General features: G+C 58.8%; 28 protein-coding genes. 15 read left to right on the plus strand and 13 right to left on the minus strand.

Translation table 11 applies throughout. The features are described from left to right. On the plus strand, positions 1-361 hold a 361-nt coding region (locus GOX75_RS20235; protein ID WP_217354421.1), incomplete at its 5' end, for a hypothetical protein. 109 nt (positions 362-470) lie between these two features. Here GOX75_RS20235 and rpe read toward each other — a convergent pair. After that, positions 471-1,157: a ribulose-phosphate 3-epimerase gene (rpe, locus tag GOX75_RS06165; protein WP_171121722.1), complete on the minus strand. Its 687-nt coding sequence runs from the start codon at positions 1,155-1,157 to the stop codon at positions 471-473. A gap of 166 nt (positions 1,158-1,323) precedes the next feature. Between rpe and phnC the strand changes: the two genes are divergently transcribed. The 5 genes from phnC to GOX75_RS06190 all read left to right on the plus strand — a co-directional run bounded on the left by phnC (position 1,324) and on the right by GOX75_RS06190 (position 6,069). After that, on the plus strand, positions 1,324-2,145 hold the full coding sequence (gene phnC / locus GOX75_RS06170) for a phosphonate ABC transporter ATP-binding protein (RefSeq protein WP_171121723.1): 822 nt from the start codon (positions 1,324-1,326) through the stop codon (positions 2,143-2,145). Positions 2,146-2,208: 63 nt separating this feature from the next. Then, entirely contained in the window at positions 2,209-3,111 is a 903-nt protein-coding gene (gene phnD, locus GOX75_RS06175) for a phosphonate ABC transporter substrate-binding protein (protein WP_171121724.1), read from the plus strand. 68 nt (positions 3,112-3,179) lie between these two features. Next, on the plus strand, positions 3,180-4,061 hold the full coding sequence (gene phnE / locus GOX75_RS06180) for a phosphonate ABC transporter, permease protein PhnE (protein WP_171121725.1): 882 nt from the start codon (positions 3,180-3,182) through the stop codon (positions 4,059-4,061). After that, a complete protein-coding gene (gene phnE / locus GOX75_RS06185) occupies positions 4,058-5,413 on the plus strand; it encodes a phosphonate ABC transporter, permease protein PhnE (protein ID WP_171121726.1) in 1,356 nt (451 codons plus the stop codon). The genes phnE (GOX75_RS06180) and phnE (GOX75_RS06185) overlap by 4 nt, the downstream gene beginning before the upstream one ends. Before the next feature lie 26 nt (positions 5,414-5,439). Beyond that, positions 5,440-6,069, plus strand: a complete 630-nt coding sequence (locus GOX75_RS06190; protein ID WP_171121727.1) for a chloramphenicol acetyltransferase — start codon at positions 5,440-5,442, stop codon at positions 6,067-6,069. 51 nt (positions 6,070-6,120) lie between these two features. On the opposite strand, the gene phnF is transcribed toward GOX75_RS06190, so the two are convergent. Further along, entirely contained in the window at positions 6,121-6,831 is a 711-nt protein-coding gene (phnF, locus tag GOX75_RS06195; RefSeq protein WP_171121728.1) for a phosphonate metabolism transcriptional regulator PhnF, read from the minus strand. Positions 6,832-6,946: 115 nt separating this feature from the next. On the opposite strand from phnF, the gene phnG reads away from it, so the two are divergent. The 7 genes from phnG to phnN are packed head-to-tail and all read left to right on the plus strand — an operon-like array spanning position 6,947 to position 11,928. Then, positions 6,947-7,393 carry a phosphonate C-P lyase system protein PhnG gene (gene phnG, locus GOX75_RS06200; protein WP_171121729.1) on the plus strand — a complete coding sequence of 149 codons (447 nt, stop codon included), beginning with the start codon at positions 6,947-6,949 and terminating at the stop codon, positions 7,391-7,393. Beyond that, positions 7,393-7,968, plus strand: coding sequence for a phosphonate C-P lyase system protein PhnH (phnH, locus tag GOX75_RS06205; protein WP_171121730.1), 576 nt, complete (start codon positions 7,393-7,395; stop codon positions 7,966-7,968). The genes phnG and phnH overlap by 1 nt, the downstream gene beginning before the upstream one ends. A 3-nt stretch (positions 7,969-7,971) precedes the next feature. Further along, a complete protein-coding gene (locus tag GOX75_RS06210; RefSeq protein WP_171121731.1) occupies positions 7,972-9,063 on the plus strand; it encodes a carbon-phosphorus lyase complex subunit PhnI in 1,092 nt (363 codons plus the stop codon). Further along, on the plus strand, positions 9,060-9,920 hold the full coding sequence (locus GOX75_RS06215) for an alpha-D-ribose 1-methylphosphonate 5-phosphate C-P-lyase PhnJ (protein WP_171121732.1): 861 nt from the start codon (positions 9,060-9,062) through the stop codon (positions 9,918-9,920). The genes GOX75_RS06210 and GOX75_RS06215 overlap by 4 nt, the downstream gene beginning before the upstream one ends. After that, the gene (gene phnK, locus GOX75_RS06220; protein WP_171121733.1) at positions 9,917-10,687 is read left to right on the plus strand and encodes a phosphonate C-P lyase system protein PhnK; all 771 of its coding nucleotides are present in this window, start codon (positions 9,917-9,919) and stop codon (positions 10,685-10,687) included. Before GOX75_RS06215 ends, phnK begins: the two co-directional genes overlap by 4 nt. Positions 10,688-10,699: 12 nt before the next feature. After that, positions 10,700-11,383, plus strand: coding sequence for a phosphonate C-P lyase system protein PhnL (phnL, locus tag GOX75_RS06225; protein ID WP_171121734.1), 684 nt, complete (start codon positions 10,700-10,702; stop codon positions 11,381-11,383). Beyond that, on the plus strand, positions 11,380-11,928 hold the full coding sequence (phnN, locus tag GOX75_RS06230; protein WP_171121735.1) for a phosphonate metabolism protein/1,5-bisphosphokinase (PRPP-forming) PhnN: 549 nt from the start codon (positions 11,380-11,382) through the stop codon (positions 11,926-11,928). Before phnL ends, phnN begins: the two co-directional genes overlap by 4 nt. Here phnN and GOX75_RS06235 read toward each other — a convergent pair. Continuing rightward, positions 11,910-12,593 (minus strand): DUF1045 domain-containing protein, encoded by a 684-nt coding sequence (locus GOX75_RS06235; RefSeq protein ID WP_171121736.1) that lies wholly within the window; start codon positions 12,591-12,593, stop codon positions 11,910-11,912. The two genes, phnN and GOX75_RS06235, sit on opposite strands and share 19 nt — an antisense overlap. A gap of 52 nt (positions 12,594-12,645) precedes the next feature. On the opposite strand from GOX75_RS06235, the gene GOX75_RS06240 reads away from it, so the two are divergent. Beyond that, positions 12,646-13,785 (plus strand): alpha-D-ribose 1-methylphosphonate 5-triphosphate diphosphatase, encoded by a 1,140-nt coding sequence (locus GOX75_RS06240; protein WP_171121737.1) that lies wholly within the window; start codon positions 12,646-12,648, stop codon positions 13,783-13,785. Here GOX75_RS06240 and GOX75_RS06245 read toward each other — a convergent pair whose 3' ends face one another. The 7 genes from GOX75_RS06245 to GOX75_RS06275 are packed head-to-tail and all read right to left on the minus strand — an operon-like array spanning position 13,786 to position 20,283. After that, complete coding sequence (locus tag GOX75_RS06245; protein ID WP_171121738.1) at positions 13,786-14,262, minus strand: class I SAM-dependent methyltransferase; 477 nt, start codon at positions 14,260-14,262, stop codon at positions 13,786-13,788. Then, positions 14,259-15,032: a polysaccharide deacetylase family protein gene (locus GOX75_RS06250; RefSeq protein ID WP_171121739.1), complete on the minus strand. Its 774-nt coding sequence runs from the start codon at positions 15,030-15,032 to the stop codon at positions 14,259-14,261. The genes GOX75_RS06245 and GOX75_RS06250 overlap by 4 nt, the downstream gene beginning before the upstream one ends. After that, on the minus strand, positions 15,029-16,171 hold the full coding sequence (locus GOX75_RS06255; protein ID WP_171121740.1) for a glycosyltransferase family protein: 1,143 nt from the start codon (positions 16,169-16,171) through the stop codon (positions 15,029-15,031). Before GOX75_RS06255 ends, GOX75_RS06250 begins: the two co-directional genes overlap by 4 nt. Further along, entirely contained in the window at positions 16,168-16,752 is a 585-nt protein-coding gene (locus tag GOX75_RS06260; RefSeq protein WP_171121741.1) for a histidine phosphatase family protein, read from the minus strand. The genes GOX75_RS06255 and GOX75_RS06260 overlap by 4 nt, the downstream gene beginning before the upstream one ends. Continuing rightward, on the minus strand, positions 16,749-17,825 hold the full coding sequence (locus GOX75_RS06265) for a glycosyltransferase family 4 protein (RefSeq protein WP_171121742.1): 1,077 nt from the start codon (positions 17,823-17,825) through the stop codon (positions 16,749-16,751). Before GOX75_RS06265 ends, GOX75_RS06260 begins: the two co-directional genes overlap by 4 nt. Beyond that, positions 17,825-19,072 (minus strand): glycosyltransferase family 4 protein, encoded by a 1,248-nt coding sequence (locus GOX75_RS06270; protein ID WP_171121743.1) that lies wholly within the window; start codon positions 19,070-19,072, stop codon positions 17,825-17,827. The genes GOX75_RS06265 and GOX75_RS06270 overlap by 1 nt, the downstream gene beginning before the upstream one ends. Next, positions 19,069-20,283, minus strand: a complete 1,215-nt coding sequence (locus GOX75_RS06275; RefSeq protein WP_171121744.1) for a glycosyltransferase family protein — start codon at positions 20,281-20,283, stop codon at positions 19,069-19,071. The genes GOX75_RS06270 and GOX75_RS06275 overlap by 4 nt, the downstream gene beginning before the upstream one ends. Before the next feature lie 368 nt (positions 20,284-20,651). On the opposite strand from GOX75_RS06275, the gene GOX75_RS06280 reads away from it, so the two are divergent. Next, complete coding sequence (locus GOX75_RS06280; RefSeq protein WP_171121745.1) at positions 20,652-23,027, plus strand: mechanosensitive ion channel domain-containing protein; 2,376 nt, start codon at positions 20,652-20,654, stop codon at positions 23,025-23,027. 88 nt (positions 23,028-23,115) lie between these two features. On the opposite strand, the gene GOX75_RS06285 is transcribed toward GOX75_RS06280, so the two are convergent. Genes GOX75_RS06285 through GOX75_RS06295 form a run of 3 tightly spaced genes read right to left on the minus strand, consistent with a single transcriptional unit; the run spans position 23,116 to position 26,647 of the window. Further along, on the minus strand, positions 23,116-24,471 hold the full coding sequence (locus GOX75_RS06285; RefSeq protein ID WP_171121746.1) for a CoA transferase: 1,356 nt from the start codon (positions 24,469-24,471) through the stop codon (positions 23,116-23,118). Continuing rightward, the gene (locus GOX75_RS06290) at positions 24,468-25,622 is read right to left on the minus strand and encodes an ABC transporter permease (protein ID WP_171121747.1); all 1,155 of its coding nucleotides are present in this window, start codon (positions 25,620-25,622) and stop codon (positions 24,468-24,470) included. Before GOX75_RS06290 ends, GOX75_RS06285 begins: the two co-directional genes overlap by 4 nt. Further along, positions 25,619-26,647 (minus strand): ABC transporter permease, encoded by a 1,029-nt coding sequence (locus GOX75_RS06295; RefSeq protein ID WP_171121748.1) that lies wholly within the window; start codon positions 26,645-26,647, stop codon positions 25,619-25,621. The genes GOX75_RS06290 and GOX75_RS06295 overlap by 4 nt, the downstream gene beginning before the upstream one ends. Positions 26,648-26,656: the final 9 nt, after the last annotated feature.

Genomic DNA, 26,656 nt, shown 5'->3' on the forward strand with positions numbered 1-26,656 from the left:
AGCCCGGCGCATCGATAAAACTAAAGAAGGCCGCTCCAAACAGGGCGGCCTTTTTACTTGGATTGTGTCGTGGGTGCATAAACTTGGCTATGCAGGCCAAAACCCTCTGATCGGCTTAGATTACGCCAGCCAATACCAACCGAACGATATCTTCGCGTTTAAGACTGCGCGCGCGCAGTTCGGCATCACTCATCAGCCAATAGGCGCGGATTCTGCGGGTTGCCGATCTGGTTTCAGACAGTCTGCGCAGGTTGGAACGGAGGCGACGACTCAGCAGTTGCCACAATGCGGCAGGGCTAAGGTCATGCGGGCGGTAAACGGTGGATTTGGGCATAAGAGCGTTTCGTTGCGTTTTGATTGAACCAGTACAATCTACGCACCCGTGTATTTGCCAGCTAGCCCCGCCCGGTCATATCCGCTGTGCGTTTGGCGCAATGGCCCAGCGATTCCGCTGGGCCATGGTATGCAAATCAAATCGCAGCTTTTGCCGCTGCACGAACAGCCCGGATGTTGTCCCCATAAACGTCCGGTTGTGAAACCGAGCCGCCTTTGAAGACAGCAGATCCCGCAACCAGCACGTCCGCGCCCGCAGCCGCGACCAGAGGGGCTGTGTTCGGGTCCACACCGCCGTCAATCTCAATATGGATAGGGCGGTCACCGATCATCTGACGCAGGCGGCGCACCTTTTCGGTCAGGTCGATGAATTTCTGGCCGCCGAAGCCGGGGTTCACTGTCATGACGCAAACAAGATCAGTCAGGTCCAGCAGATGCTCGACCGCTTCGGCCGGGGTGCCGGGATTGAGGGCAACGCCAGCTTTCATGCCAGCGGCACGAATGGCCTGCAACGTGCGGTGCGTGTGCGGGCCAGCTTCGACATGGGCTGTCAGGATGTCTGCACCGGCATCTGCATAGGCGTCAATATACGGATCTACAGGCGTGATCATCAGGTGCACGTCCATCACCGTTTTTACATGAGGACGAAACGCTTTGACGGCGGGGGGGCCAAAGGTCAGGTTTGGCACGAAATGGCCATCCATCACGTCAACATGGACCCAATCTGCGCCCTGTGCTTCGATCGCCTGAATCTCGGCGCCGAAATTGGCAAAGTCGGCGGACAGAATCGACGGAGCGATTTTGATGCTGCGGTCAAAGGACATGTTTGGCCTCGTGTCAGGATAAAGAGTCGGCCCGCATATACCCGCGATATGCGGGGAAGGGTAGGGCCAACAACAGCGAGCGCTGCGTTACAAAACTTTCACCCAATCGACACACAGCCGTTGAACACCGCCTTTAGCTAGCCGCCAACACATTTGGGGGTGGCTCGTGCTGCGAATAGAAAAACTGACGAAACGCTTTGGCGAAAATACGGCTGTGGATGCTGCTTCGCTGGACGTCGACAAGCCGTGCATGATCGGCATCATTGGACGCTCGGGCGCAGGTAAGTCGACCCTCTTGCGCATGATCAACCGCCTGACAGACGCCAGCGACGGAGAGATCATTTTTGAAGGCCGCGATGTAACCAAACTGAAAGGTCGCGAAAAGCGCGCGTGGCAAGCCGATTGCGCGATGATTTTTCAGCAGTTCAATCTGGTGCCGCGCATGGACGTGGTGTCAAACGTTCTGCATGGCACGCTGAACCGTCATTCCACGCTGGCCACCATGTTCAATCTGTTTCCGATGGACGATGTCCACCGCGCTATCGACATTCTGGATCGTCTGGGCATTGCCGAACACGCACCCAAACGGGCCGAGGCGTTGTCGGGCGGTCAGCAACAACGTGTCGCCATTGCGCGCGCCTTGATGCAGGATCCAAGCATCATTCTGGCAGATGAACCGATCGCCTCACTTGACCCGATGAACGCTCAGGTCGTCATGCAGGCGTTGCGCCGCATCCATGAAGAGGACGGCCGGACAGTCATCGCCAACCTGCACACGCTGGACACCGCACGCCGCTATTGCGACCGCGTCGTCGGAATGCGCGACGGGCGTATCGTTTTCGACGGCCTGCCCGAACAACTGACAACCGGTGTCGCGCGTGAGATTTACGGAGCCGATGCCAGCTTCTCGGAAGAGGCGACATCGACCGAGATCGAGACGCTGGATGCGACTCAAAAGGCCCTGATGGAAGCGGAAGCAACCGTCTGAGCCGATCCCCCCTTTCATCGACCGGCCGATGAAAGGCCGGCATATCAAACCGGAGAGATACAGATGAAAAAACTGATTGCTGCCCTTGTTGCGACAACTGCGATCGCCGCCCCAGCCATGGCTGCGGATATAAACGAATTCCGCATCGGCATTCTGGGCGGTGAAAACGCTCAGGACCGTTTGAACAACAACGAATGCCTGCGCGAATACACCGAAGAAGCGCTGGGTGTAGAAACCAAGCTGTTTGCGCCTGCCGATTATGACGGCGTAATCCAGGGTCTGCTGGGCGGCACCATCGACATGGCGTGGCTGGGTGCCTCGGGCTATGCGAAAACCTATCTATCCGACCCCGAAGCGGTTGAGCCGGTTCTGGTCAAGGTCAACACCGACGGCGGCTATGGCTACTACTCGATCGGATTTGCCCGCAAGGACAGCGGCATCACCTCGTTGGACGACATGAAGGGCAAGACCTTCGGCTTTGGCGATCCGAACTCGACCTCGGGCTACCTGATCCCGTCCATCGAAATCCCTGCCGCCACTGGCGCGACCATGGACTCGGGCGACTATTTTGGTGAGGTGAAATTCACCGGCGGCCATGAGCAGACCATCGTTGCCGTAAACAACGGCGATGTTGATGGCGGCGTGACCTGGGCTGACGGGCTGGGCGATTGGGAAGACGGCTATAAGTCGGGCGCGCTGCGCCGTGCTGTTGATGCCGGTCTGGTTGACATGAACGACATGGTCCAGATTTGGAAATCCAAGCCGATCCCCGAAGGCCCGGTTGTGCTGCGCACCGCCCTGCCTGCGGATGTGAAAGAGAAAATGACTGCACTGATGGCGGGTCTGGCCGAGAAAGACCGCGAGTGTTTCTATGGCGTTGCCGCGGGTGAAGCAAAGGCGTTCGAGCCGATCACCCACGAGGCGTATGAGATCATCATCGAAGCACGCAAGCTGAAGTCCAACTAAGCCTGCATACCCCAAAGACCGGGGTCCGGTGTCGAAACCGGGCCCCGTTTCCCACTCAGGAGCATTCCATGACAGACCTGACCGCAGGGTCCCCAACCGTCGACCAGATCCGGGCCGACTATTCCGAGATGACGCGACGCAAGCGGGTCTATGGTGGTATCCTTCTGATCGTATTCGTGGCGTTGATGGCTGCAGGGTTTCGCACCGCCGATGACCGCAACGCAGGCAGCTTTGTGGACGGCTGGCACCGCATCTTTGACTACCCCGCCGAAGTTCTGTCCGAGGCCTGGGACAAGATCGACGCGCTGCCCGCCAACTTGGTCAAATTCTTCCCGGCGCTGGTTGAGACGATCAACATTGCTGCTGCGTCCACGTTGATTGGCACCATCGCGGGAACTTTTCTGGCGCTAATGTCCACGCGGGGTATGGCGCTCTGGCCTGCGCTGATCCCGCTGTTCCGGCGTATTGCCGATATTTGCCGCGCAATTCCTGAGATTGTGATCGCGCTGGTCCTGATCTTTATTCTGGGCGGCGGTCCGGTGCCAGCGATGATCGCCATTGCAATCCATACGGCAGGAGCGCTGGGTAAGCTGTTTTCCGAGGTGAACGAGAACGCATCGTTGAAGCCGGTCGAGGGGCTGCATTCGGTCGGGGCCAACTGGTCACAGCGGATGTATCTGGGTGTGATCCCTCAGGTGGGGCCAAACTATGTCAGCTATGCCTTGCTGCGGTTCGAGATCAACATCCGCGCCTCGGCCATTCTGGGCTTCGTCGGCGCGGGTGGTCTGGGGTACCAGCTGCGCAATTCGATGTCATGGGGGCAGGGGCGCTATGATGAGGCTGCCGCGATCTTCCTGTTGCTGTTTGTCACCATCGTTGTCGTCGACCAAATCTCGGGTCATCTGCGTGATCGCCTGACTCACGGATCCGAGAAAGGAGCGCGGGTATGAGCACCTTCGCCACAAATCTGACCATTGATGAGCTGAAGGCCGAAGCTGACCACCTGTTCAGCCGCAAACGTCTTGTGAATTTCGGTCTGCCGTCGCTGGTGCTGGCTTATCTGATCTATGTGTTCTTCGCTTTCGACGTGCCCGGTCTGGCCGAGCGTGCGAATTGGGAAAACGGCAAGACGTTGGTGGCCGACAGCTATAGCTACAAAACCCATATCGAGCGCGATAACCGCACCGGAGAAATCTCAGCCGCTATCGAAGGCGAGCGTAAGGGTGCCTATCCCGTGGGCGAAGCGCCAGATTGGGTCACGCTGGGCGAAACCACGGTGATTGATCTGGAGGACGGTCACGTCGTGCGGTTCGGCCCCGAGACCGTCGAATACGATATCCCCGGATACGGCACTGTCCGTGCCACACCCACTCGTGCAGCAGGTGTACAGGCCGAACTGCCTGCTGGCGATGTGCCGGACTGGATCAACATCTCGAAAAACAGGATGGCGATCACGACGGATGCGGGGCGGCTGACGGTGACGCGGAACCGGTCCGAAGTCTTCCGCTACTTCACCGGATGGGAGCTGTTCTTCTTTACTCTCGACAGCCCCTATTACGGTAAATCCTTCCCGCAACTGGTTGGGCTGGCCGCGAATGGTGAGGCGGGGGCGATCCTGAAAGATTTCTGGACCAACAAGATGTGGCGGCATCAGGACGTGGCATGGGCCATATTCGAGACGATTCTGATGGCCTTCCTTGGTACGCTGGGTGCAGGCATGGTCGCGCTGCCGCTGGCCTTCCTTGCAACGCGCAACTTCAACCCGCTGAGGTCGGTTCGGTTTCTGACCCGCCGCGTGTTCGACTTTGTTCGTGGCGTAGATGCCTTGATCTGGACCGTCGTGCTGGCGCGCGCTTTTGGTCCCGGACCGCTGACAGGTGCGCTGGCCATTCTAGTGACTGATACAGGAACCTTCGGCAAAATCTTCTCGGAAGCGCTGGAAAACGTCGATCAGAAGCAGATCGAAGGTGTCCAATCCACAGGTGCCAACGCGCCGCAACGGTATAGGTTTGGCGTGATCCCGCAGGTGACGCCCGTTTTGCTCAGTCAGTTGTTGTACTTCCTTGAATCCAACACCCGCAGCGCGACCGTGATCGGTGCCATCACAGGTGGCGGGATCGGGTTGCTGCTGACCCAAGCGATTATCACGCAAAAGGACTGGGAAGAGGTCGCTTATTACATCGTCCTGATCATCCTGATGGTTATGCTGATGGATTGGTTCTCAGGTTGGTTGCGCAGGCGTCTGATCCAGGGGGAAACTTCGCCCAAACGTAAGAAGGCAAAGCCCGTCAAAGCAGGCTGAACTGGCACAGGCAGAGGGATCAAAAGATGGCGCGTCTTCGTTCGGATCAACCTTTCATTCACCCTGGTTGCACGATCTCGAACAGTGAAATTGGCGCGTATGTTGAGATCGGAGCAGGGACGCGGGTTGCGAATTCCGTGGTCGGGGATTACTCGTATTGTGATCGAACTTGTGACATTGCCAATGCCGAGATCGGGAAATTTGCCAATATAGCCAGCTTTACCCGGATTGGGGCAACGGATCACCCGATGGAGAAAGCATCGCTGCACCATTTTCTCTATCGGTCGGCTGATTATTGGGATGATGCCGAGGACGACGCCCAATGGTTTGCCCGTCGCGCAAGCCGGGTCACGACGATCGGGCATGATACCTGGATTGGACACGCGGCAATCATCAAGCCCGAAGTTACCATTGGCCACGGCGCAGTCGTCGCATCGGGTGCGATCGTTACCAAAGACGTCGCGCCCTATACCATCGTCGGCGGCGTTACGGCACAACCGATCCGACGCCGGTACCCCGAGGCCGTGGCCGAGCGGATGATGAACCTTGCTTGGTGGGACTGGGACAATGCGCGTCTTCGCGCAGCGCTGCCGGATTTTCGCGCGCTGGGGGCCGAGGCGTTTTTAGATAAATATGAAAGCGTTCCCGCCTGCTGATACTGCTGATCTTGGCCGCTGCGGTCATTGAAGGCAGGTACAGATTTCAACTCAGTCTTCGTTCAATGTCAGCGTCACGCGGTCGCCCGCGAAAACCGTCCGGCCATATTCCACGGGCACGCCGTTTGTGTCGGCGTTAATGCCTGTGGAATACAGAACCGGTGCGCCCTCGGTCAGGCGGAGGTGCAGGGCTTGCGTGGCCGTCGCAGCCCGCGCCGTCAGGCGGGTTGAGACGCGGGTGTAATCCTGCACGCCGCACACTTGGAGGGCTTTTGTCACCGATTGCGTCTCGGACAGGGCCACAAGGATATTGGGCAGGCGGTCGGCTGGAAATACACTTTGAAACAGACCAATGGGCTGACCATCAGCCAATGACAGACCATCGTAGACATGAACTGTCGCGCCCGGCTCAAGCTGCAACGCCTCGGCTTCGGAGTTGTCTGCTGTTCGGGTGGTGAGTGTCAGTATCTTCTTTCCGGGGATCTTGCCGCTGGCCGAAATGCTCTGGTGATACCGCACGCGTTTTCCGATTGGGTAATCCGTTGGACGCGCGGTCACGAACACGCCTGCGCCGCGTCTGGAATGCACCAATCCCTGATCGGACAGGTCCGACAATGCGCGCCGAACGGTATGCCTGTTGACGCCATGCTGCGAGGCCAACTGCGCCTCGGTCGGAAGTTGGTCACCGGTTTTGTACCGCCCTTCGGCGATGTCCGATGTCAGGCTTAATGCGATGCTTTTCCAGACCGGAGTTTTTCTCATGTCACCAAATCTTCACAGTTCCCCGGATTGCGAGTCGCCCCGGCTGGGTGTATTATTTGTCTAGTTGTATATTACGCATAGACAACCCGGCCAAGAGGGTTTGATGGTGGTTCAGATGAAAACAGAAGATATCGCGCGCAAGGAATGGATGGGCCTTCTGGCCCGTGTGCCGTCCGAGGCGCTGATTGCGAAATGGGGCGAGTTCGACCTGCGTCCTGATTTTGAGTGGCTTCGTCGACCCGAAGTGGGCGGGGTCATGGTGCGGGGGCGCACTGGCGGAACCGGCGCGGCGTTTAACCTTGGGGAAATGACCGTCACGCGCTGTTCGCTGGCTTTGGATGACGGGACAGTCGGTCATGGATATGTGCAGGGCCGTTCAAAATCAAAGGCTGAGGTGGCAGCGCTGATTGATGCGCTGATGCAGACCGACATTGCAGAAAAAGTCCGATCACAGGTGATCGAGCCTCTGGCCGAAATGATGCAAGCCGCAAAAACCAGCCGCGCGGCAAAGGCTGCCGCCACAAAGGTAGAGTTCTTTACTCTGGTTCGGGGAGAGGATTGATGGCGACGCAATCCCAGTTCTCAGGCGGTTTCAGTGACGCGCCGATTCAGGCCGCACACGCGTTTCGGGCCGCGATGACTGCGATGGCCCGACCGGGCGAGATACGATCACTGACCGGTGGGCTGCCGCCCAAGCCGCTGTCTGTCGCCGCAGGTACGCTGTTGCTGACGCTTTGCGATCCTGAGACCAACGTTCACCTGGCCGGGTCAGCCGATACACCCGCAGTGCGCCAGTGGCTGACCTTTCACACGGGCGCTCCAGTCACGGGCGCAGACGAGGCGGATTTTGCCGTGGGGACGTGGCAGGATCTTGGGTCGCTGACGATCTATCGGACTGGAGCGGCCGAATATCCGGACCGGTCCGCGACCCTGATCGTTGAATGCGCCGAATTGGTCAACGCAGGCGCAACACTCAGTGGCCCGGGGATCAGGGATGTAGCGCGTTTGTCCCTGCCGGATATCCCGGCTTTGCAGGCCAATTCGTCTTTGTTTCCTCTGGGCTGCGATTTCTTTTTCACCTGCGGTAGCAAGGTTGCTGCCTTGCCGCGCAGCACGACAATTCGGTCGGAGGGTTAGGCGATGTATGTTGCAGTCAAAGGTGGTGAAAAGGCCATCGAAAATGCTCATTCCTGGCTGGCCGAGGAACGCCGGGGGTCAACGGATGTGGCCGAGTTGAGCATCGCTCAAATTCGCGAGCAGCTTTCCTTGGCCGTGAACCGGGTCATGGCCGAGGGGTCTCTGTTCGACCCCGATCTGGCGGCCTTGGCGATCAAGCAGGCGCGGGGCGATCTGATCGAGGCGATATTCCTGATCCGCGCGTACCGAACAACTCTGCCTCGGTTTGGGTATTCAATTCCGGTGGCCACGGGTGCGATGGCGTGCGACAGACGAGTCTCGGCCACCTTCAAGGATGCGCCGGGCGGACAGGTTCTTGGGCCGACCTTCGATTACACACACCGTTTGCTGGATTTCAAACTGGCGGTCGAGGGGGAAGTTCCCGACGCGCCGAAGGGCGCTCCGCGCGATGAACTGACGCCGCATATTACGGAATTTCTGCAAGGTGAGGGGATCATTCAGGATGAGCCCGAAAACGATGAAACCCCTGACGATCTGACCCGGCAACCGATGGAATTTCCGTCCAACCGTCCGCTGCGGCTTCAATCCCTGACGCGTGGTGATGAAGGCTTCGTTTTGGGCATGGCATACTCGACCCAGCGCGGATACGCCCGCAACCATGCGTTTGTCGGGGAATTGCGCATCGGCAAGGTCACGGTTGAGATGGACATCCCGGAACTGGGATTCGCCATCGACATTGGTGAGGTTGAACTGACCGAATGCGAAACGGTCAACCAGTTCAAAGGATCAAAAACTGAACCGCCCCAGTTCACCCGGGGCTATGGCCTGGTCTTTGGTCAGTCCGAGCGCAAGTCCATCGCGATGGCTTTGGTCGACCGCGCCCTGCGCTGGGAAGAGTTGGGCGAAGACAACCTCGGCGCCCCGGCGCAGGATGAGGAGTTTGTCCTGAGCCACGCCGACAACATTCAGGCCACAGGGTTCCTCGAACATATCAAGCTGCCGCATTACGTGGATTTCCAGTCCGAGTTGGAACTGGTTCGAAAGCTGCGTCGCGAAGCCGAAGATCGCATCACGCCGAAGGAGGCAGCGGAATGAGCGAATACAATTTTGCCTATCTGGACGAACAGACCAAGCGTATGATCCGCCGCGCCATCCTCAAAGGTCTGGCGGTGCCCGGCTATCAGGTGCCTTTTGCCAGTCGTGAAATGCCGATGCCCTATGGCTGGGGTACGGGTGGGGTGCAGGTGTCGGCCGCGACTCTGACCCCGGATGACACGTTCAAGGTGATCGACCAAGGCGCGGATGACACCACGAATGCCGTTTCGATCCGCAAGTTCTTTGAGAACACGGCAGGCGTCGAAACCACCGAGGAAACCGAAAAGGCGAGTGTCATCCAAACTCGCCACCGCATCCCCGAGGCCAAGCTGCGCGAGGATCAGATCCTTGTCTATCAGGTGCCGATCCCCGAACCACTGCGTTTTTTGGAGCCGCGCGAGACCGAGACCCGCAAGATGCACAGCCTTGAAGAATATGGGCTGATGCATGTGAAACTGTACGAGGACATCAGCCAGCATGGGGCGATTTCAACCTCATACGCCTATCCGGTGAAGGTGTCGGGGCGGTATGTGATGGATCCATCTCCGATCCCGAAATTCGACAACCCCAAGCTTGAGATGGACGCGATCCAACTGTTCGGGGCCGGGCGCGAACAGCGTATTTATGCCGTACCGCCACACACCAAGGTCGTGTCTTTGGATTTCGAGGATTACCCCTTTGAGGCCACGAAAGCCGACCACCCCTGCGATCTGTGCGGGGCCGAAGACAGTTATCTGGACGAGGTTATCACCGATGATGCGGGCAGCCGAATGTTTGTCTGCTCTGACACCGATTACTGCCGCTCCCGACGTGAAGCGGGCCACACAGGTCGCATGACCAAGGAGGTTGCAGCATGACCCCTCTGCTACAAGTCAAAGACGTCGAGAAACGATACGGAACCCGGATCGGATGTTCGGGCGTCAGCTTCGATCTTTACCCGGGCGAGGTCATGGGGATCGTCGGTGAAAGCGGTTCGGGCAAATCGACGTTGCTGAATTGTCTGGCCGGTCATCTGGAGCCTGACGCAGGACAGGTTGTTTTTGACACACGCGCGGACGGGCCTGTGGATACGGTGACCATGTCGGAACCTGAACGACGGATGCTGGGCCGGACGGACTGGGCCTTTGTTCATCAGCATGCACGCGACGGGCTGCGCATGTCCGTCAGCGCTGGCGGCAATATTGGCGAGCGCCTGATGGCCGTCGGCGACCGTCACTATGGGCAGATCCGCGACCGGGCGATTGATTGGCTGGGCCGTGTCGAGATTGACGGAAGCCGGGTGGATGACCGCCCGACGGCATTTTCAGGCGGGATGCAACAGCGGTTGCAAATCGCGCGCAATCTGGTGACCGGTCCCCGGCTGGTGTTCATGGACGAACCGACGGGTGGGCTGGACGTGTCGGTGCAGGCCCGGCTGCTGGACTTGTTGCGTGGTCTGGTCCGCGAGATGGGGCTGAGCGCCATCATCGTCACTCATGATCTGGCCGTGGTGCGGTTGCTGGCGGACCGGCTGATGGTGATGAAGGACGGCCACGTGGTCGAGGCAGGATTGACCGATCAGGTTCTGGACGATCCGCAACATGCCTACACGCAGTTGCTTGTTTCAAGCGTGCTGCAGGTTTGAAGGGATAGGGCAATGATTGAACTGATCGGTGTGAACAAAAGTTTTACCCTGCACAATCAGGGCAGCGCAGTCATTCCGGTGATGGAGGGCGCGACGCTTAGTGTCTCGCCCGGAGAATGCGTCGCGCTGACGGGGGCTTCCGGCGCGGGCAAGTCGACCCTGATGCGGGTGATCTACGGTAACTATTTGGCTGCATCCGGGCAGGTTCTGGTCGGCGGGCTGGATGTGGCGCGGGCCGAGCCGCGCCAGATCTTGGCGCTTCGGCGCGAAACGCTAGGATATGTCAGCCAGTTCCTCAGGGTTGTTCCGCGCGTCCCAACGCTTGAGGTAGTGGCGGAACCGTTGCTTGCAATCGGAACCGAAAAGCAAGCGGCGCTGGATCGGGCGGCCGCATTGCTGGCCCGGTTGAACATACCCGAACGGCTCTGGCAGCTTAGTCCAACGACGTTTTCAGGCGGTGAACAGCAGCGCGTGAACATTGCGCGCGGCTTTGCGCATACCTATCCCGCGATGTTGCTGGACGAGCCGACCGCCTCGCTGGACGCGCAGAACCGTGAGACAGTATTGTCCCTGATCGAAGAGGCCAAAAAGCGCGGCGCTGCCATCGTCGGTATTTTCCACGATGTCGAAGCTCGGAGTCGTGTGTGTGATCGGGAAATCGACGTGTCAGGGTTCACACCGGGAAAGGCCGCATGACCCGCGCCCCGGTCATAGCGATTGTCGGCCCGTCCGGGGTGGGCAAGGACAGCGTGATGGAGGCACTGGTTGCGCGTACGCCTGGAATTCTAAGAGTGCGGCGCGTGATTACCCGGCCAAAGGGCGAAGAGGGCGAAGATTTTGACCGGGTCGCTGAAGATGCCTTTCAACACATGGTGGCCGACGATGCGTTTATTTTGCACTGGTCGGCACATGGGCTGAATTATGGCGTCCCGCGTTCGATCGAGACCTTCAGACAAACCGTTGATGCGGTACTTGTGAACCTGTCGCGCGCTGTCTTGCTTCGGGCGCAGGAGGTGTTCGGCGATCTGATCGTAATCTCGCTGACCGCCGACCCCGAGGTTCTTGCCCAACGACTAGCAAGCCGTGGGCGTGAAAGCGCAGCCGAACAAGAACGACGTTTGGCGCGTGCGGAAACCAATTTGCCCGAAGGCCTTGTGCAGGTCTTTGAGGTCGATAATTCCGGCCCGTTGGATCACACGATTGATACTATTCTGAACCGGCTTCAGCCGGAAAGGACGTAACGATGGATCATGTGAAAGCACCCATCCTCAGCCTCGCCCACAAGGGCCAGATCCTTGATCTGAAACGGGTTTGGCAGCAAAGGCGTAAGCCGGTCTTCCAGCGTATTCTGCACCTTGGACAGCGTAGGTTTGTCCAGACGCCCGCTGAGTGTGATGTGAAAGCGGAATGCCTCCATCACGTAGGGATAGCCCCATTGCACGAGATTGGCCTCTTGTTCCGGGATCAGACCTGCGCCGCGCCGGCGGTCAAGTTCGGATTGGGGCGCTGGTGCGCGAAATGCGTCCAGTTCCCGAACACAGCCAGCGGCCAGAGCATTCAGGTCGGTGGTGTCTCCGACAGGGCGAAGAGCCAGAAACCGGCCAAGACGTGCGATCTCAAGCCCGTCCAGAACCACAGGCGCGCGTGTGGTCGCAAATTCAGCACAGGCCGCGTGCAGACCGTCAAACGACTGCCCGACCGCCAGTCGGAATGGAGGCTTCATCGTCGCATGCAGCCCGTATTTTCGCGGAACCTCAGTCACCGAGGAAACGTCAACCCCGGCGATGTCCGGATGGGCCACGGCCTGTCCGGTCTCCATGTCCCAACCCAGCCATTGGGTCGCAAATTTTGTCCAACCGGCCTCGGCCGGGGGCGCAAAATAGATTGCGTATCGCGTGAATGTCACATTGGCCTCCTATGCGTGGCCTTCCCAATAGCTCAAACCGTGTGAAGTTCAGATGACAGAAGAAATGATCCTTGCCAATGCCACACTCGTTCTTCCCAACGAGACGCTAACTGGCAGCGTTCGGATTGCGGGTGAGACAATTATCGAGGTCGCGTCGGGTGCTGCGATTCCTGCAGGTGCGATTGACTGCGAAGGGGATTATGTCTGCCCCGGACTGGTCGAATTGCACACCGACAATCTGGAACGTCACATTCAGCCGCGCCCCAAGGTCGACTGGCCCCACGCAGCGGCCATCCTCGCGCATGATGCTGAACTGGCCAGCACAGGGATCACCACCGTGTTTGACGCCATGCGCATCGGCTCGATCCCCAGCGGCCAGCGCTATAAGAAATATGCGCGCGACCTGTCCCGCGAGCTTTGGCAACTGCGCGAGCAGGACGCGCTGAAGATCAGCCATTTCCTGCACCTTCGGGCAGAGGTCTGTTCCGAGACACTGGTCGAGGAGCTTGACGAGTTTGACGCTGGCGACCGTGTGGGCCTTGTTTCGCTGATGGATCATACCCCCGGCCAGCGGCAGTTTCGGGACATGACCCAGCTTGAGGCTTATATGAAGGGCAAGCATGGCATGAATGATGACGACTTTCTTCAGCATGTCGCCCAGCTCAAGGCGTTGCGCGAACGCTTTGGCGACAGGCACGAAGTCGAAACGGTCAAGGCCGCCCGGCGCTTTGGCGCGATGTTGGCGAGCCACGATGATACCACGGCTGCGCAAGTGCGCACATCCGCAGGGCATGGAATTACGTTGGCCGAATTCCCCACAACGGTTGAGGCCGCCCGTGCCTGCCACGATCACGGAATCAAGGTGATGATGGGCGCTCCGAATGTCATCCGGGGCGGGTCCCATTCCGGCAATGTCGCGGCGCATGAACTGGCCGAGCTTGGGCATCTCGACATTCTGTCGTCAGACTATGTGCCTGCCGCTCTTTTGCTGTCGGCGGCGCGATTGGGCGAGATGTGGGGGGACATGGCACGTGGATTGCGGACCGTGACGCAGACGCCTGCACAGGTCGTCGGATTGAATGATCGCGGCGAATTGCGCGTCGGGGCCCGCGCGGACGTCATTCGGTTCCGAATGCGCGAGGGCGCGCCTGCGCTAAATGGTGTCTGGTCGCGTGGACGCCGTGTGGCCTGATCAGGCTCTGTAGAACAGGTACCGGTCCGGGGCGATGGTGTCCGGGCCGCTAATCTGGTCGAACCCCACCAAGGGCTGACCCGAGATCAATAGCCCGCCCGGACGCATTACGCGCGCTATAAGGGGGCTGAGACGAGCCGCTTCGGCCATATCCTCGTCCTTGATGCCGCGCCCAAAATCATAGTGTGCCATCGCCATTTTTTGCCCACCAGCGGCCAGCTTTTCGAGCATGGGTTCCGCTTCGCCCTGCAGAAAATCCTCGGGCGGCGGAGTGCTGGATGGATGGCATTGCAGAACCCGGTCCATCACCCAGATGCGGCGGTCCGGCAAGATTTCTCTGAGGTGATCATAGGTTCGACCGTTTCCCAGACCCATATCCAGAACGTCCCCGATGATGTCGGATATCTGTTCGGCTGCCCAGTCCAGCCCATCTCTTTGGGCCGTCAGGCGGCGCAGCATGGAATCCAGTCGGCTCATTCGGGTCTCCGTTTTGTGTCGTTTTGCAGCGCGGTCCAGATAACGGCAGGCCCATCCAGAAGCCGGTGCAACAGGTCTCGTGTGAATGTCCAGATGTCTTCGTCATGAACAAGGTGATGGGTCAGAACACCAAAGGGTTCAGCGTTGTCGGTACGCCCCTCACGGCGATCCCGCAGCAGGTCCACGGCTTGGTTGATCAGGACGTCCGGGGCGATCAATCCCCGTGTTCTGCGCCAGTCAATCGGATCAAGATGCGTATTGACCTGCTGAATTCCTGACACCGGGTAAGCGGCGTTTCGCGGTGTGGCAGTAGACAAAAACTGGTAACCCAGATCGGGCAGTTCTTTTACCACGTCTGGGGCAATTCGGTTCCATGGCGGTACGAACATCGGGCACAACCTTTCGCCGAACGATACTTTCAATCGGTCTAGCCCGTTTTGTGCATCCTTCAGTATCTCTGACATAGGTCGGTGCAGGCGGAATTCTGATTTCTTCTCGCCCTGCGGTGCGTGGTTTTGATGGGCCCATCCATGAACGACCGGGATCAGGCAGGGGTTGTCAGTGACATGGTCCGTCAGCGCGTCGCCCGCGTCATGTGGGATTACCGCCAGATGCACTGGCAAACCAAGCCTATCTGACAGGGCCGTCAGACGATCAAGCTGTTGTGTCGTGGTTGTTGCATCGTCGTCGCGCCACCAAAGAGGCAGCGACAGGCCCTTGTTGTGCCAGATCTCAAGTTCAACCATCAAAGGACGCCAATCGACGATCATGTGCGCCGCTCCCAAAGGGTCTTGGCGATGTCCACAGACTTTGCTGCACCGTTAAACCCAAATTCTGCGGCTGGTCTGGTTGGGGCATCAATAACCCGGCCTACCGCCGTCGCCAACGTGTCGCCGTTCAGGTCCTGACTTGGCAGAACGTCAATTGCGGGCAGGTTTGAAAGACTTCGCCCGCGTAAGGTTTGCTCAACCTCTTTGCCATCATCGAATGGCACGAATACTGCGGCTGTTCCGGTCTGAAGGATGTCGAGCGCGGTGTTATATCCGCACATGCTAACCGATGCGGCCGCGTGGGGCAGCATTTGACGGAAATCTGGTCGTACTCTTTCAAGTGTTACCGGAGCGTCGCCAACGTATTGGGACAGGTGATCAATACGTTCGCTTGCGTCCTGTCCACCGACCAGCAGGCGCCAGCGCCTGCTGGACATCTTTCTGGCGGCTTCGATGGCCGCGCGAAAGATCGGTTGCCCCACCGATCCCCCTCCGGCGCTGACAAGCACTTCGCCCCGACCCATGGCGTCGGGGTGCGGATCAGGTGCATTGGGCGCAACGAAGCCTGTGTAGAAAAGCCGTTTCTCAAGCTGTTCCGAGACAGGCCAGCTTAGATCCAACGATACGGCTTTCCGATCGGAATGGACCAAAATGCCGTCATAGATTCCCAGCACGATCTGTTCGGTGCGTTCAGCCTTTGCAGGCTTGGACGGCGGAGCAAGAATATCCCGCACAGATCCCAGGATGACGGGTTTGGCAGGCAGTTCCTGTGCCGCTTCAAGTGCTGCGCTGAATTCACCCGTCAACGACCTGCGCCCAAAGGGATAAAGCTCGGTGATTAGAATATCCGGCGCAAAGGATCGCACCGCCTCTACCAGCGCCCGTTTACGTGCCTGCACATAGGCGTCATCGGCAACGTCGCCTGTTTGGGTCAGCAGTCGTGTGAAATCCGTGCCGTCCGATCGCAAAGGTGGTAACCCGAACACCGTCATTCCGGCGCTGTCCAGTTGCGGCGCGGGCATCCCGCCGGAAACCAGCAGGACTTGATGGCCGTCATGCGCAAAGGCCCGCCCCAACGTGAGAGCGCGGCTCAGGTGCCCTGTCCCCAGCAGATGGGTGACGACGATCATCACTTTCATTCGGGAACCTCTGCCCGGATCAGGCGGACGGGCTCGGGGTCGGGGCGCATTGTATCCATATCAATGATATACAGGCGGTTGCGCTTGATTTTGAAGGGGGGAACCCCGCTAAAATCCCAACCCCAAGCCAGGGCCATAATGACCCGCATTATACCGATATGGCAGACCGCTACGGTATCTGCGCGCATTGAGTCCAGCCACGGGCGCAATCGCATCTTCACATCCGCAGGGCTTTCCCCGTTCGGAGGTCGAAAATCCCATCCCCAATCCTCGATATGACGATAGCCGCTGCCTGTATCAGCGATCAGGTCGACACCGCGCAGACCTTCCCAGTCGCCCCAGTTCATTTCGGTCAGTGCAGCGGACATCATGGGGTCCTGTCCTGATACCAACTGGGCTGTTTCGCGGGCCCGCGCAAGCGGGCTGGACCAAATGTCCGCCGTGTCCCACGGTTGCGGCAGGCTGTAGGTCGACAAGTCCTGGCGCGCTTCTTCGTCGAGTTGGATGTCGCTGCGCCCCTGTATGCGACCGGCGCGGTTCCACTCCGTATGTCCGTGGCGCAGCAGTGCAAGGCGGGTCATTGGCGTCCCTCGATCAATGGCCGTGTGGCCTGCCAGAACCTGTCAGTGGCCGCAGGCATGAGGTGTCGCGACGCAATCCGTTCGCGTGACATACGTCCGATTGATTGGCGCAGCGGCTTGTCATTCAGCAGGTCTTGAAGGCGCGTAGCCAACGCAGAAGGACCGGATTCCACCGACGGATAGTCACCCGGAGCCAAAACATCACGAACGCCCGGCCTGTCCTGAGCCACAACCGGAACACCGTTGGCTTGTGCTTCTAGATAGATAATTCCATAGGCCTCATTCACGCCGGGCCAAACCAGCAGGGACGCGGTGTGGTAATGGGCCTGCAACGCGTCCCGATCCAGTTGACCCAGAAACTGCACCTTTGAACCGAAGGGGGACATCAACGCTTCGACCTCTGCGCGGGCCGGACCATCCCCCGCTATTTTCAAGGACCAATCGCCCTGTAAATGATCCAGCGATTGCGCCAAAATCTCGTATGAAGCCAGCTTGTCACCGTGCCGCATCATTCCAACCGTCAGCATCGGTCCTGTGCATGTTGATAGGGCCGGCAGTTCTGAAAGTGGTAGGAACGGGGGCAGTTCCACCAAACGTTGGTTTCCAAACCTTTCCCGTTCCAGCGTAATCAGGTCGTTGGCGGTGTGGTAATAGATCACCTGGGCAGCGTCGCATGCATCGTGTGCAGCTTGCGCGAACCCGGCCCATGGGCCTTTCAATCTGCTTGTGGCGCGCGTGCTTTCCAATTGCACATAAGGGATGTTGCGGGCTTTGCACACGCGAGGGCCCAGTAGGTCCGGCGCTTTGTAATAGTTGTGATAGGTCACCCAAAGCGCCGTTTCCGTAGGCAATTCTGTAATCAGTCTCTGCGACTCTGTCTCGGCTTGCTTGCGCAATGCCTCTTGGACGTCGGTGTCGCCGTTCTTGTCGTAGATGCGCAGGCGCGACACCAGATCAACCGTGTCACCTTGCGCGCCAATGGCCTGCATCAGGTTGCGCGCCATTTCACGGTCACCCGAAGGAACCGGGCTGTCCGGTGATTTCATTGGCGTGTAAAAGGCGACGCGCGCCATTAGTCCGGACCCGCGCCAAGGGCGTTGAGCCGCTGGGAAAGACGCGCGATGCCTGGATCCATCCGAAAATCGGCGATGAGCCGGTCATAGGCAGCGTCTGCCATTGCTGCGGTTTCGCCGGGATCGGTGGCCATCTGGATCATGGCGGAAGCCAGGGCCGCAGGATCATCGTCGGACAAAATGCCATGCCGACCGGTTTCGATGAACTCCGGGATCGCGGAGATGGGTGTGGACAGGATCGGCAGGCGCTGGGACGCGGCCTCCATCAGCACGTTGGGCAAGCCGTCCCGGTCCCCATCTGACGCGATGCGGCTGGGCAGCACAAACAAGTTGGCTTCGCGCATGGCAGCGATGACTTCCGGCTGGTCGCAGGCACCTTTCCACGTGATCCGATGCGCGACCCCGGCGGCCAGCGCGCGTTCCTGCAGGGCCTTTCCCAAGGTGCCGCCACCAATATGCGTCCAGTGCCAGTTCAGCTCGCCCGGTAGCATGGCAAGTGCGTCGATCAGACGGTCGAACCCCTTCTTTTCGACCAGCCGCCCAACGGACAGCATATGAAACGGGTCATTCGGGGCGCGGGGCGTTCGATCTGGTGGGGGCGGGAACCGCGTCAGGTCCAACCCGTGATAGATCAGATCAACCCGCCTTGGATCGTCGGCCAGACTGCGTAGGTGTTCCGCCCCGACTGCGGTACAGGTCGCGCCAAACGCAGCGCCATGCATGCTGGCCCGCAGTTTTTCGGATTTTTCCCAATCGGGCGAAGTCCAAATGTCCTTGGCGTGGGCGGAAAAGCTCCAGGGCAGGCCGCGCATGATGGCTGCATAGCGGGCGACGGATGATGGCGTATGCATGAAATGGGCATACAACGCCCGCGTCGCCTGCGGCAGTTCGGCGGCCAGAACGCACGCCTGCCCAAAGCGTCGAATGCGGTTATGCGTCGGGTCACGACGCAGGTCAGCACGCCAGACCCGATAGGCCTGAGCATAGCCGGGTAAGCCTTGGGCCAGGTGCCTGGCAGCCCAGACGCGATCAGGCTCTTGGTAAAGGTATTCGGGCAGGTAGTGCACCCGACCCTCGAACCGATCATGCAGCGGGTGGCGTTTCACATCAGTCGGATGCCGCAGGGACCAGATATCAAAGCGATGGCCTGCGTCCTGCAAGGCAACCAGTTCTTGCGCGATGAATGTCTCGGACAGGCGCGGCCACCCTTTGACCAGCACCGCCAGTTTCGGAGGGGTGGACGTCATCCGGTGGCCCGTTCCCGTTCACCACCCAGCAGGGCGTCAACACGGCTGGTGACATAATCCAACCCATCCAGCAGCCCGTCTTGAATGGCCTGAGAAGGCAGCGGCTGATGGGGTAGCGCGCGGATCGCCTGTACCATCGCGTCGGTTGTCAGCCCGTCCCGGTTTTCGTCCAGCATCCGAACCAGTCCCAGACCTTCCGCGCGCGAGGCCCGGATCCACTGTTCCAATCTTGGCGTTGTGCGCGGAACAATGACCGCGCGTTTGTCGAAAGACAGCACCTCGCAGAAGGTGTTGTAGCCCCCCATACAAACCACACCAGCGGCACCCGCAAATAGTGTTTCGATCTGGGATTCAAAGCCCACGGCTGTCACGCGGCCATTCAGGGCGGCGACGCGTGTTTCAAAATCCTCGCGCAACTCACCGGACAGGAAAGGGCCATAGACCAGCACGGCCCGTGGGGAAAGGTCCGGGTCCTGTTCGTAGGCGGACAAAACCAGATTGACCATCGCCTTGCCGTCGCCACCGCCGCCCGGAGTGATCAGGATGTAGGGTTGCTCGGGCGGTTCACCTATTGGCCCCAGATCACGCCGCAGGTAGCCGGTCCAATGGATGCGGGATTGCGTAGCCGGGCTAAGGGGCAAGCCACTGGTGGGATCATAGATCGACCGCAAGCCATATACCCAGATTTCGTCATAGTATTTTTCGGTCGCGGTAACGGCTTCTTTCCGGTCCCACTCGGCTGCAAGAACTTCGGGTTCATCCAGAACATCGCGCAACCCCAAGACCAAGCGTGTGTCCTTGGTTTGGTACAGCGTTTCAAGCGTTGGCAGCAGCTCACCGCGGAATCCGGTGGGTTCCTTGTCGACAATCAGGACGTCGGGTTCGAACTGCTGGACCGCAGTTTGTATCAAGCCTGCCCGCAGTTCCGTCACCTCTTCAATGCCCATGCCCATCGTTTGCGAGGCATAGGACCCATCAGCCCGTTTCGTCACCCCGGGCAGGCGGACGTGGTCCACGCGGCGCGGAAATGTGAATCGGCCCGCGACAGGTGATCCTGTCAGGATCAACGCAGATGCGCTCGAGTCAGCCTGCGTAATCGCCGAGGCCAATGCACGAGACCTGCGCAAATGGCCCAGTCCAAACGTATCATGGCTGTAAAACAGGATGCGGGGCGCACGGCCGATTGTATCTTTTTGTCTTCCTAGGCTCATGCTTTCGCCTGTCTTAGTGTTCCGGTGCAGCTCCGCGCGTTTGCACCTGTATCGTATATGTTTTCCCTGCGCTTGCAAAAACTCGGTTGAGATGACACGAAACCGGTAAGCATTGCGATTTAGCTACATCTTAGTTGTGATTTGCCAGATATTCCCTGTCCTACATCAAACGCAGAGCGCAGGCATCAGTTTGCAGTCCGTCTAACGGGTCATATGCAGTTTTTTCTGGGTTGAAAACACTTCAATTGGCGTCGGTGCACCCGAGACACGAATAGACACGATCACGAGAAGCGCGAGGCTGAATATTTGAACACCGCGTCACGCTTCTGTAGTGTTTTGTGCAAATGCCGAACTGGATCGAACACCTGATGAAACTTAGATTTTTTGCCGTTCTCGCCCTGTTGGTCTGGATGATGCCAGTGGTTTTGGTAAATGGGGCTGCAGCGCAGACCTCGCTTATTCCCGGATACGGCGCCGCCACAAGCACCACCGAAGACACGACTGACGAAGGCGATCTGGCCGCCGCAATTCGGTCAGCCACTGAAAGTGGCGCCAGTGTCATCGTGATCGACAGCGCAGGTCAGATCGTTTCAACGGGTGCGCAACAGGACACCTCGGCCGAATCCGAGCCGCATGACCCGATGGCCGAAGGTTCGCAACTTATGAAGGCGCAGGAGCGGCTTTCGAAGTTCCGCGAGTCGATGGTCTCGCGGCTCGAGGCGTTGCCATATTCGATATTCGAAGTTCAGTACATTTTGCGGCAGACCAGCCCGGACGGACGCATTCAAACATATGTCGAGGTTCTGTTCTGGAATGTCCTTTTCCTGCTGCTGGGGCGTTGGCTGTCCACCGAGATTTACGGCAAACGTATTGCCAAGAAGATCGTTGTTGCGCGGTCCAAGGAAAACCCGCAGGGGTATCGCGAAAAGATGCCGTTTTTGGTGTTCCGCTTCTTGATGGGGATCGGAGCCACGGTCTTTGCAATGTTGATGGCGCTGATCGTCGGGTATTTGTTCTTCGGTGAGGCCGAAGATATCTCGATTCAGTTCACGGTCACGGCGATATTCACAGCATTCTTCCTGTCTCGAACGGTGTCGGACCTTTGGCGTATGGTGCTGTCGCCGTATCTAAGCCAGTACCGACTGCCGCCGTTTTCGGATCGGGATGCCAAGCGGCTGTATATCTGGGCATCCGCATTGGCGACCTATGACATCACCGTGGTGCTGTTTTCGACATGGGTTGCGGATTTCGGCCTGAATTACAACGTCTATGCCATGGTCTATGGCGGCCTGACGATGGTTGGCGCGCTAGGCAATGTGCTGATGATCCTGTTCAACGCGCGCTCCATATCCAATGCCATCCGCGGGGGCAGGGCACCGGATCAAGTGTCATGGATTTTGCGGCTTATCTCGTTCGCCTGGGCCCCGGTTCTGATCGTTTACATGGTGTTTAGCTGGTTCAAACTGGCGGTCGATCTGGTGCTGGAGAACGACAATTCGATTCCCATTGTCGCAAGCAGCTACGCCATCTTCATGTCGGTCGTCATTGCGTATGGCGCGATGAACTACCTTCTGGAACGGTATTTCGACCGCAATCGCAAGATTGAAGAAATGAATGCCGAGGCCGAAAGGGATGAGGAACCCGAAATCATTGACACACCGCTGGCGGAGCGGCGCAAGCACTCGATCGTGACGTATGAGGACCTGGCTCGGCGCGTCGCTGGTATTCTGGCCTTTGTCGTTGGTCTGTATGCACTGGTGGTGATCTGGAACCCGGATGCAAGCTGGAGCGAGGACCTGCCCATCGAGCGTGCCCTCGACGTGATGGTCATCCTGTTCATCGGGTATATCCTGTTCCATTTCTTCCGCGTCTGGATCGACAGCAAAATTGCCGAAGAGATAGATGACGGTGGGGGTGAGGCCGAGTTGGGCGATGAAGGGGGCGAAGGCGGGCAAAGCCGATTGGCCACGTTGCTGCCGCTGTTCCGTGGCGCGATCCTTGCCGTAGTTGTCGTGACCATCGCACTGATTGCCCTGATGGAACTGGGCATCAATGTCAGTCCCCTGTTTGCAGGTGCGGGCGTCGTGGGTCTGGCTGTGGGCTTTGGTTCGCAAACGCTGGTGCGGGATATCTTCTCGGGCGCGTTCTTCCTGATGGATGATGCGTTCCGTAAGGGAGAATACATCGACATTGGTGATGTGAAAGGAACGGTTGAGAAGATCTCGGTCCGGTCGTTCCAACTGCGTCATCATCTGGGCGCGCTGAACACCATTCCCTTTGGCGAGATCAAAGTTTTGACTAACTATTCCCGCGACTGGGTGATCATGAAACTGCCGCTGCGGGTGACGTATGACACGGACGTTGAAAAGGTGCGCAAGCTCATCAAGAAACTGGGTCAGGAATTGCTGAGTGACCCGGTGATTGGTGACAATTTCATCCAACCGCTCAAGTCGCAGGGCGTGATCGAAATGCAGGATTCCGCGATGATCATTCGGGTCAAGTTCATGACCAAGCCGGGTGATCAGTGGCTTGTGCGTAAGAAGGTCTATCAGGACATCCGCGAGCTGTTCGCCCGTGAAGGCATTCGCTTTGCCCACCGCGAGGTTACGGTTCGTCTGGCCGACGAAAAAGGAGCCGAGGACCTGACACCAAAACAGCGTGAGGCCGTAACTGGTGCGGTGCAGGCTGCGATTGACGAGGATTACCTCGACGATATCGGCCCGGGTGGTGGTGATGATCGCTAGGGGCGGCTCCCGCCCCTTTGGATTGAGCCTCTGACGAGGCACTGCCCAAAGCGTTGGGCCGGGCCGCGCGTGCCGCGCGGCGGGCGCGCTACGACTTAGATGTCAGCCAGTTGGGTTGGGACGAGCCTAGTTTCGACGCAGGCAGGGGCCAGTCCATGTTTGCCTTTCCCACACTGAGGGCAGGTTTCAGGCGGTGGCCTTTGCCCCAGCCCGAGTTCTCGGGCGTGTCAGAAAAATCGGCGGGCATGGCCTGCGTTATGTCTTCTGAAGTTTCGGATTTGGCGAGGCTTGCCAGTAACTCGGCTGTGCGAGCCAGCGACAGCCGGGCCTGCATGACAGACCCACCCGATGCGGCCTCGGCCAGCGCGGAAAGAATGGCAGCTGCCATCAGATAGCCGGTTGCGTGATCCAGTGCCTGCACAGGCAGCGGCGTCGGCTTGTCGGATTTTGCCCAGACGCGCCCTGCGTCTGCGATTCCGCTGCTCATCTGTACGAGGCTGTCAAAGCCACGCCGACTGGCCCACGGTCCCTGCCAACCATATGCGTTCAGGGTGACTTCGACGCGGTTTGGGGCAAGTTCGTCCCGCTTTGCCTGTGTCAGGCCAAGCGCGTCCAAAGCGCCGGGTCGGTAACCGTGTACAAACACATCCGCTTGCGCCAGAAGAGACTGCAATTGCTCAATGCCTGCGGGTGATTTAAAATCCAGATAGGTACAGCGCTTACCCAAAGAGATATCTGGGATCACGCCGGGCTCGTCCCAGCCCGGAGGATCAACGCGAAGTACCTCGGCCCCGAATCCGGCCAGGGTGCGTGTGGATACTGGCCCGGCCAGCACGCGGGTCAGATCGAGAACACGGAGGCCCGACAGCGGGCGATCTGCCGTCGCTTGCGGCCTGTCGCGCAAGGTAATCTGGCGGGGATTGGTCCACCCGATCAATGGATCGCGGGACGCGGCGCGCCCCTGCGGATGATCCAACCAGTCCGAACGGCTGCGCATGGCGGCGGCAACGCCACCCTCTGCGACGATCGCGGTTTCGAGGTCAGAAATCGCCCAGGTTTTCACTGCCTCCGATACGGCCTCACGCTCCGGTTTGGCACCCAATACTTTCAAGGCCGCCGCCCGGTGACGGGGTAGATTGGTATGCAGTCTAATCCACCCATCCGCGGCCTGATAATCCCCGGCGATGGCGTCCCAAAGGCTTGGCATGTCCCATCCGTCTGGCTTGAAGGAAAACCCATACCAGAGCGAGGCCAGCCGATGATCAACCGAAACCTCTGGCGCGCTGGGGGCAAGGTTCAGCGCAGCAATCAAGCGGGCCAGTTCCTGACCCACAGCGACGAAACTGGCGGTTGCCAGTTCGGAGACTGCATAAAGACTGGGCCGGGAACCCGATCCCGTTGTCAAATAACCATCTGATGCGGGAAGGGCAGAGATCAGGGTCATTGCTGATAAGGGTCCAGACTGTCCCGCAGCCCGTCGCCAAGGAAGTTGAAGGCCAAAACCACAACAATGATCGGAAGCATCGGGATCGCCGTCCATGGGTAGATCTCGATCGAAGCGAGGTTCTGGGCATCGTTCAACATCACACCCCAACTGACGGCAGGGGCCCTCAGGCCAAGGCCAAGGAAGCTGAGCGCCGTTTCCCCAAGTATCATGGCTGGGATCGACAGAGTGGCCGAAGCGATCAGGTGAGACATAAAGTTTGGTAACAGGTGCTTGCGGATCACCCGGCCCGAGCTTGCGCCCATCATCTCGGCGGCGCGGACATATTCCTCTTCCCGCAAGGACAGGAATTTGGCGCGCACGGATCGCGCCAGACCGGGCCAATCGAGTATCCCGAGAATGATCGAGATGATGAAGAAGACCGCAACCGGACTCCAATTTGATGGCACCGCAGCCGACAGCGCCAACCACAGCGGAAGTTCTGGGAGAGAGCGTAGAATTTCGATCACACGGTTGATAACCCAGTCGATCTTTCCGCCAAAGTACCCGGCCATGGACCCGAATAAGATGCCAAGGAAGAAGGAAACAGAGATACCAATCAGGCCCACCGTAAGCGACAGTTGCGCGCCGTATAAAATTCGGCTGAACACATCGCGGCCCAAACGGTCAGAGCCCCACAGAAACAGGGTTGCGCCCTCGGGCGGACAGAACAGGTGCGTATCCGTTCGGATCAGCCCCGCCAGCTTGTATTCGGTTCCTTCGCAAAAGAACCGGATTGGTCGCGGGTCTTCCTCATCTGGAATGAACTTCCACTGGAATGTCTCAAGGTCAGCCTCGGCGACGATTGGATAAACAAAAGGTCCGACGAACTTTCCCTCGTGGAAAAAGTTGATGCTTTGCGGTGGGGCGTAAAGGTGTTCGTCGTTGCGCTCATTCGGGCCATAGGGGGCGATGAACCCCGCAAACGGCAGCATCAGATAGCACAGCAACAGGAAGATGCCAGAGATCAGACCCAGCTTGTGCGTTCTGAATTTTCGCCAGACCAAAACCCAGTTGGGCGCGTCCAAATCCGCGCGCTCAAGTTGTTGGAGGGCGGCATCCGGATCGAACGGAGCGTCGTCAACAAAGCGGCCGTCGGAACGTTTGGTCATGCCTCGCGCCCCTCATAGCGAATGCGCGGGTCCAGCATGACCAGCAGAATGTCAGAGATCATGGTTCCGATCAGGGTTAGCAGGGCCACGAACATCAGGATAAAGGCAGATAGGAACTGGTCCTGCGTTTTCAGCGCGGTCAGCAAGGTCGGGCCGATGGTCTGCAAACCCAGAACGACCGACACCAGTACCGAGCCGGATACCATTGACGGCAGCAGGTTACCGATATCCGCCACAAAGGGATTGAAGGCCACGCGCAGCGGGTATTTCGTTAGCATCCTCGACGGAGACATCCCCTTGGCGATTGCCGTTTCCACGTAAGGTTTACCCAATTCATCCAGCATATTGGCACGTAGGCGTTGCATCATGGCAGACGCGCCGGACGTGCCGATCACGAATGTCGGGACAATCAGGTGAACCAGAATGGACTTCATCTTGTCCCAGCTCATTGGCTGGCCCTCGAAGGACGGGTCCATCAGGCCGCCGATCGGCAAGTTGAAGTAGCGGTGGCCGTAATAGAACAGGATCAGAGCCAGCAGGAAGTTCGGCGTGGCCAGTCCAAGATACCCAACAAACGCCGAGGTATAGTCAATCCACGTCCGGGAGCGCGCAGCGGCAATGACGCCAAGCGGCAAGGCGACCGCGTAAACGAATAGAATGGCGGCAAGGTTAACCACGACGGTCAGCCACAAAGTGTCGCCAACGATTTCAGCCACAGGACGGTCAAATTCAAAGGACCAGCCGTAATTGCCTTGTATCAGGCCCTCGAACCCGTGGGGACCGGGCCAGAAACCTATCCAGATCAGATACTGCTCCCACATTGGGCGGTCCAATGCGTATTCCGTACGCAGAAACTCGGCCTTGGCTACGCCTGCAGACTGGCCCGATGCCTGAAGCTCGGCGATCTGGTTGCTGAGATAGTCGCCGGGCGGCAGGTTGATGATCACAAAGATCAGTACCGACACCACCAAAAGCGTCAGCAGCATCGTGAAAAAGCGATACACCGCATAGCGCAGCATTACCATTTAGCTGCT

The sequence above is a fragment of the Ruegeria sp. HKCCD7251 genome (assembly GCF_013031165.1).
Classification (GTDB): Bacteria; Pseudomonadota; Alphaproteobacteria; order Rhodobacterales; family Rhodobacteraceae; genus Ruegeria.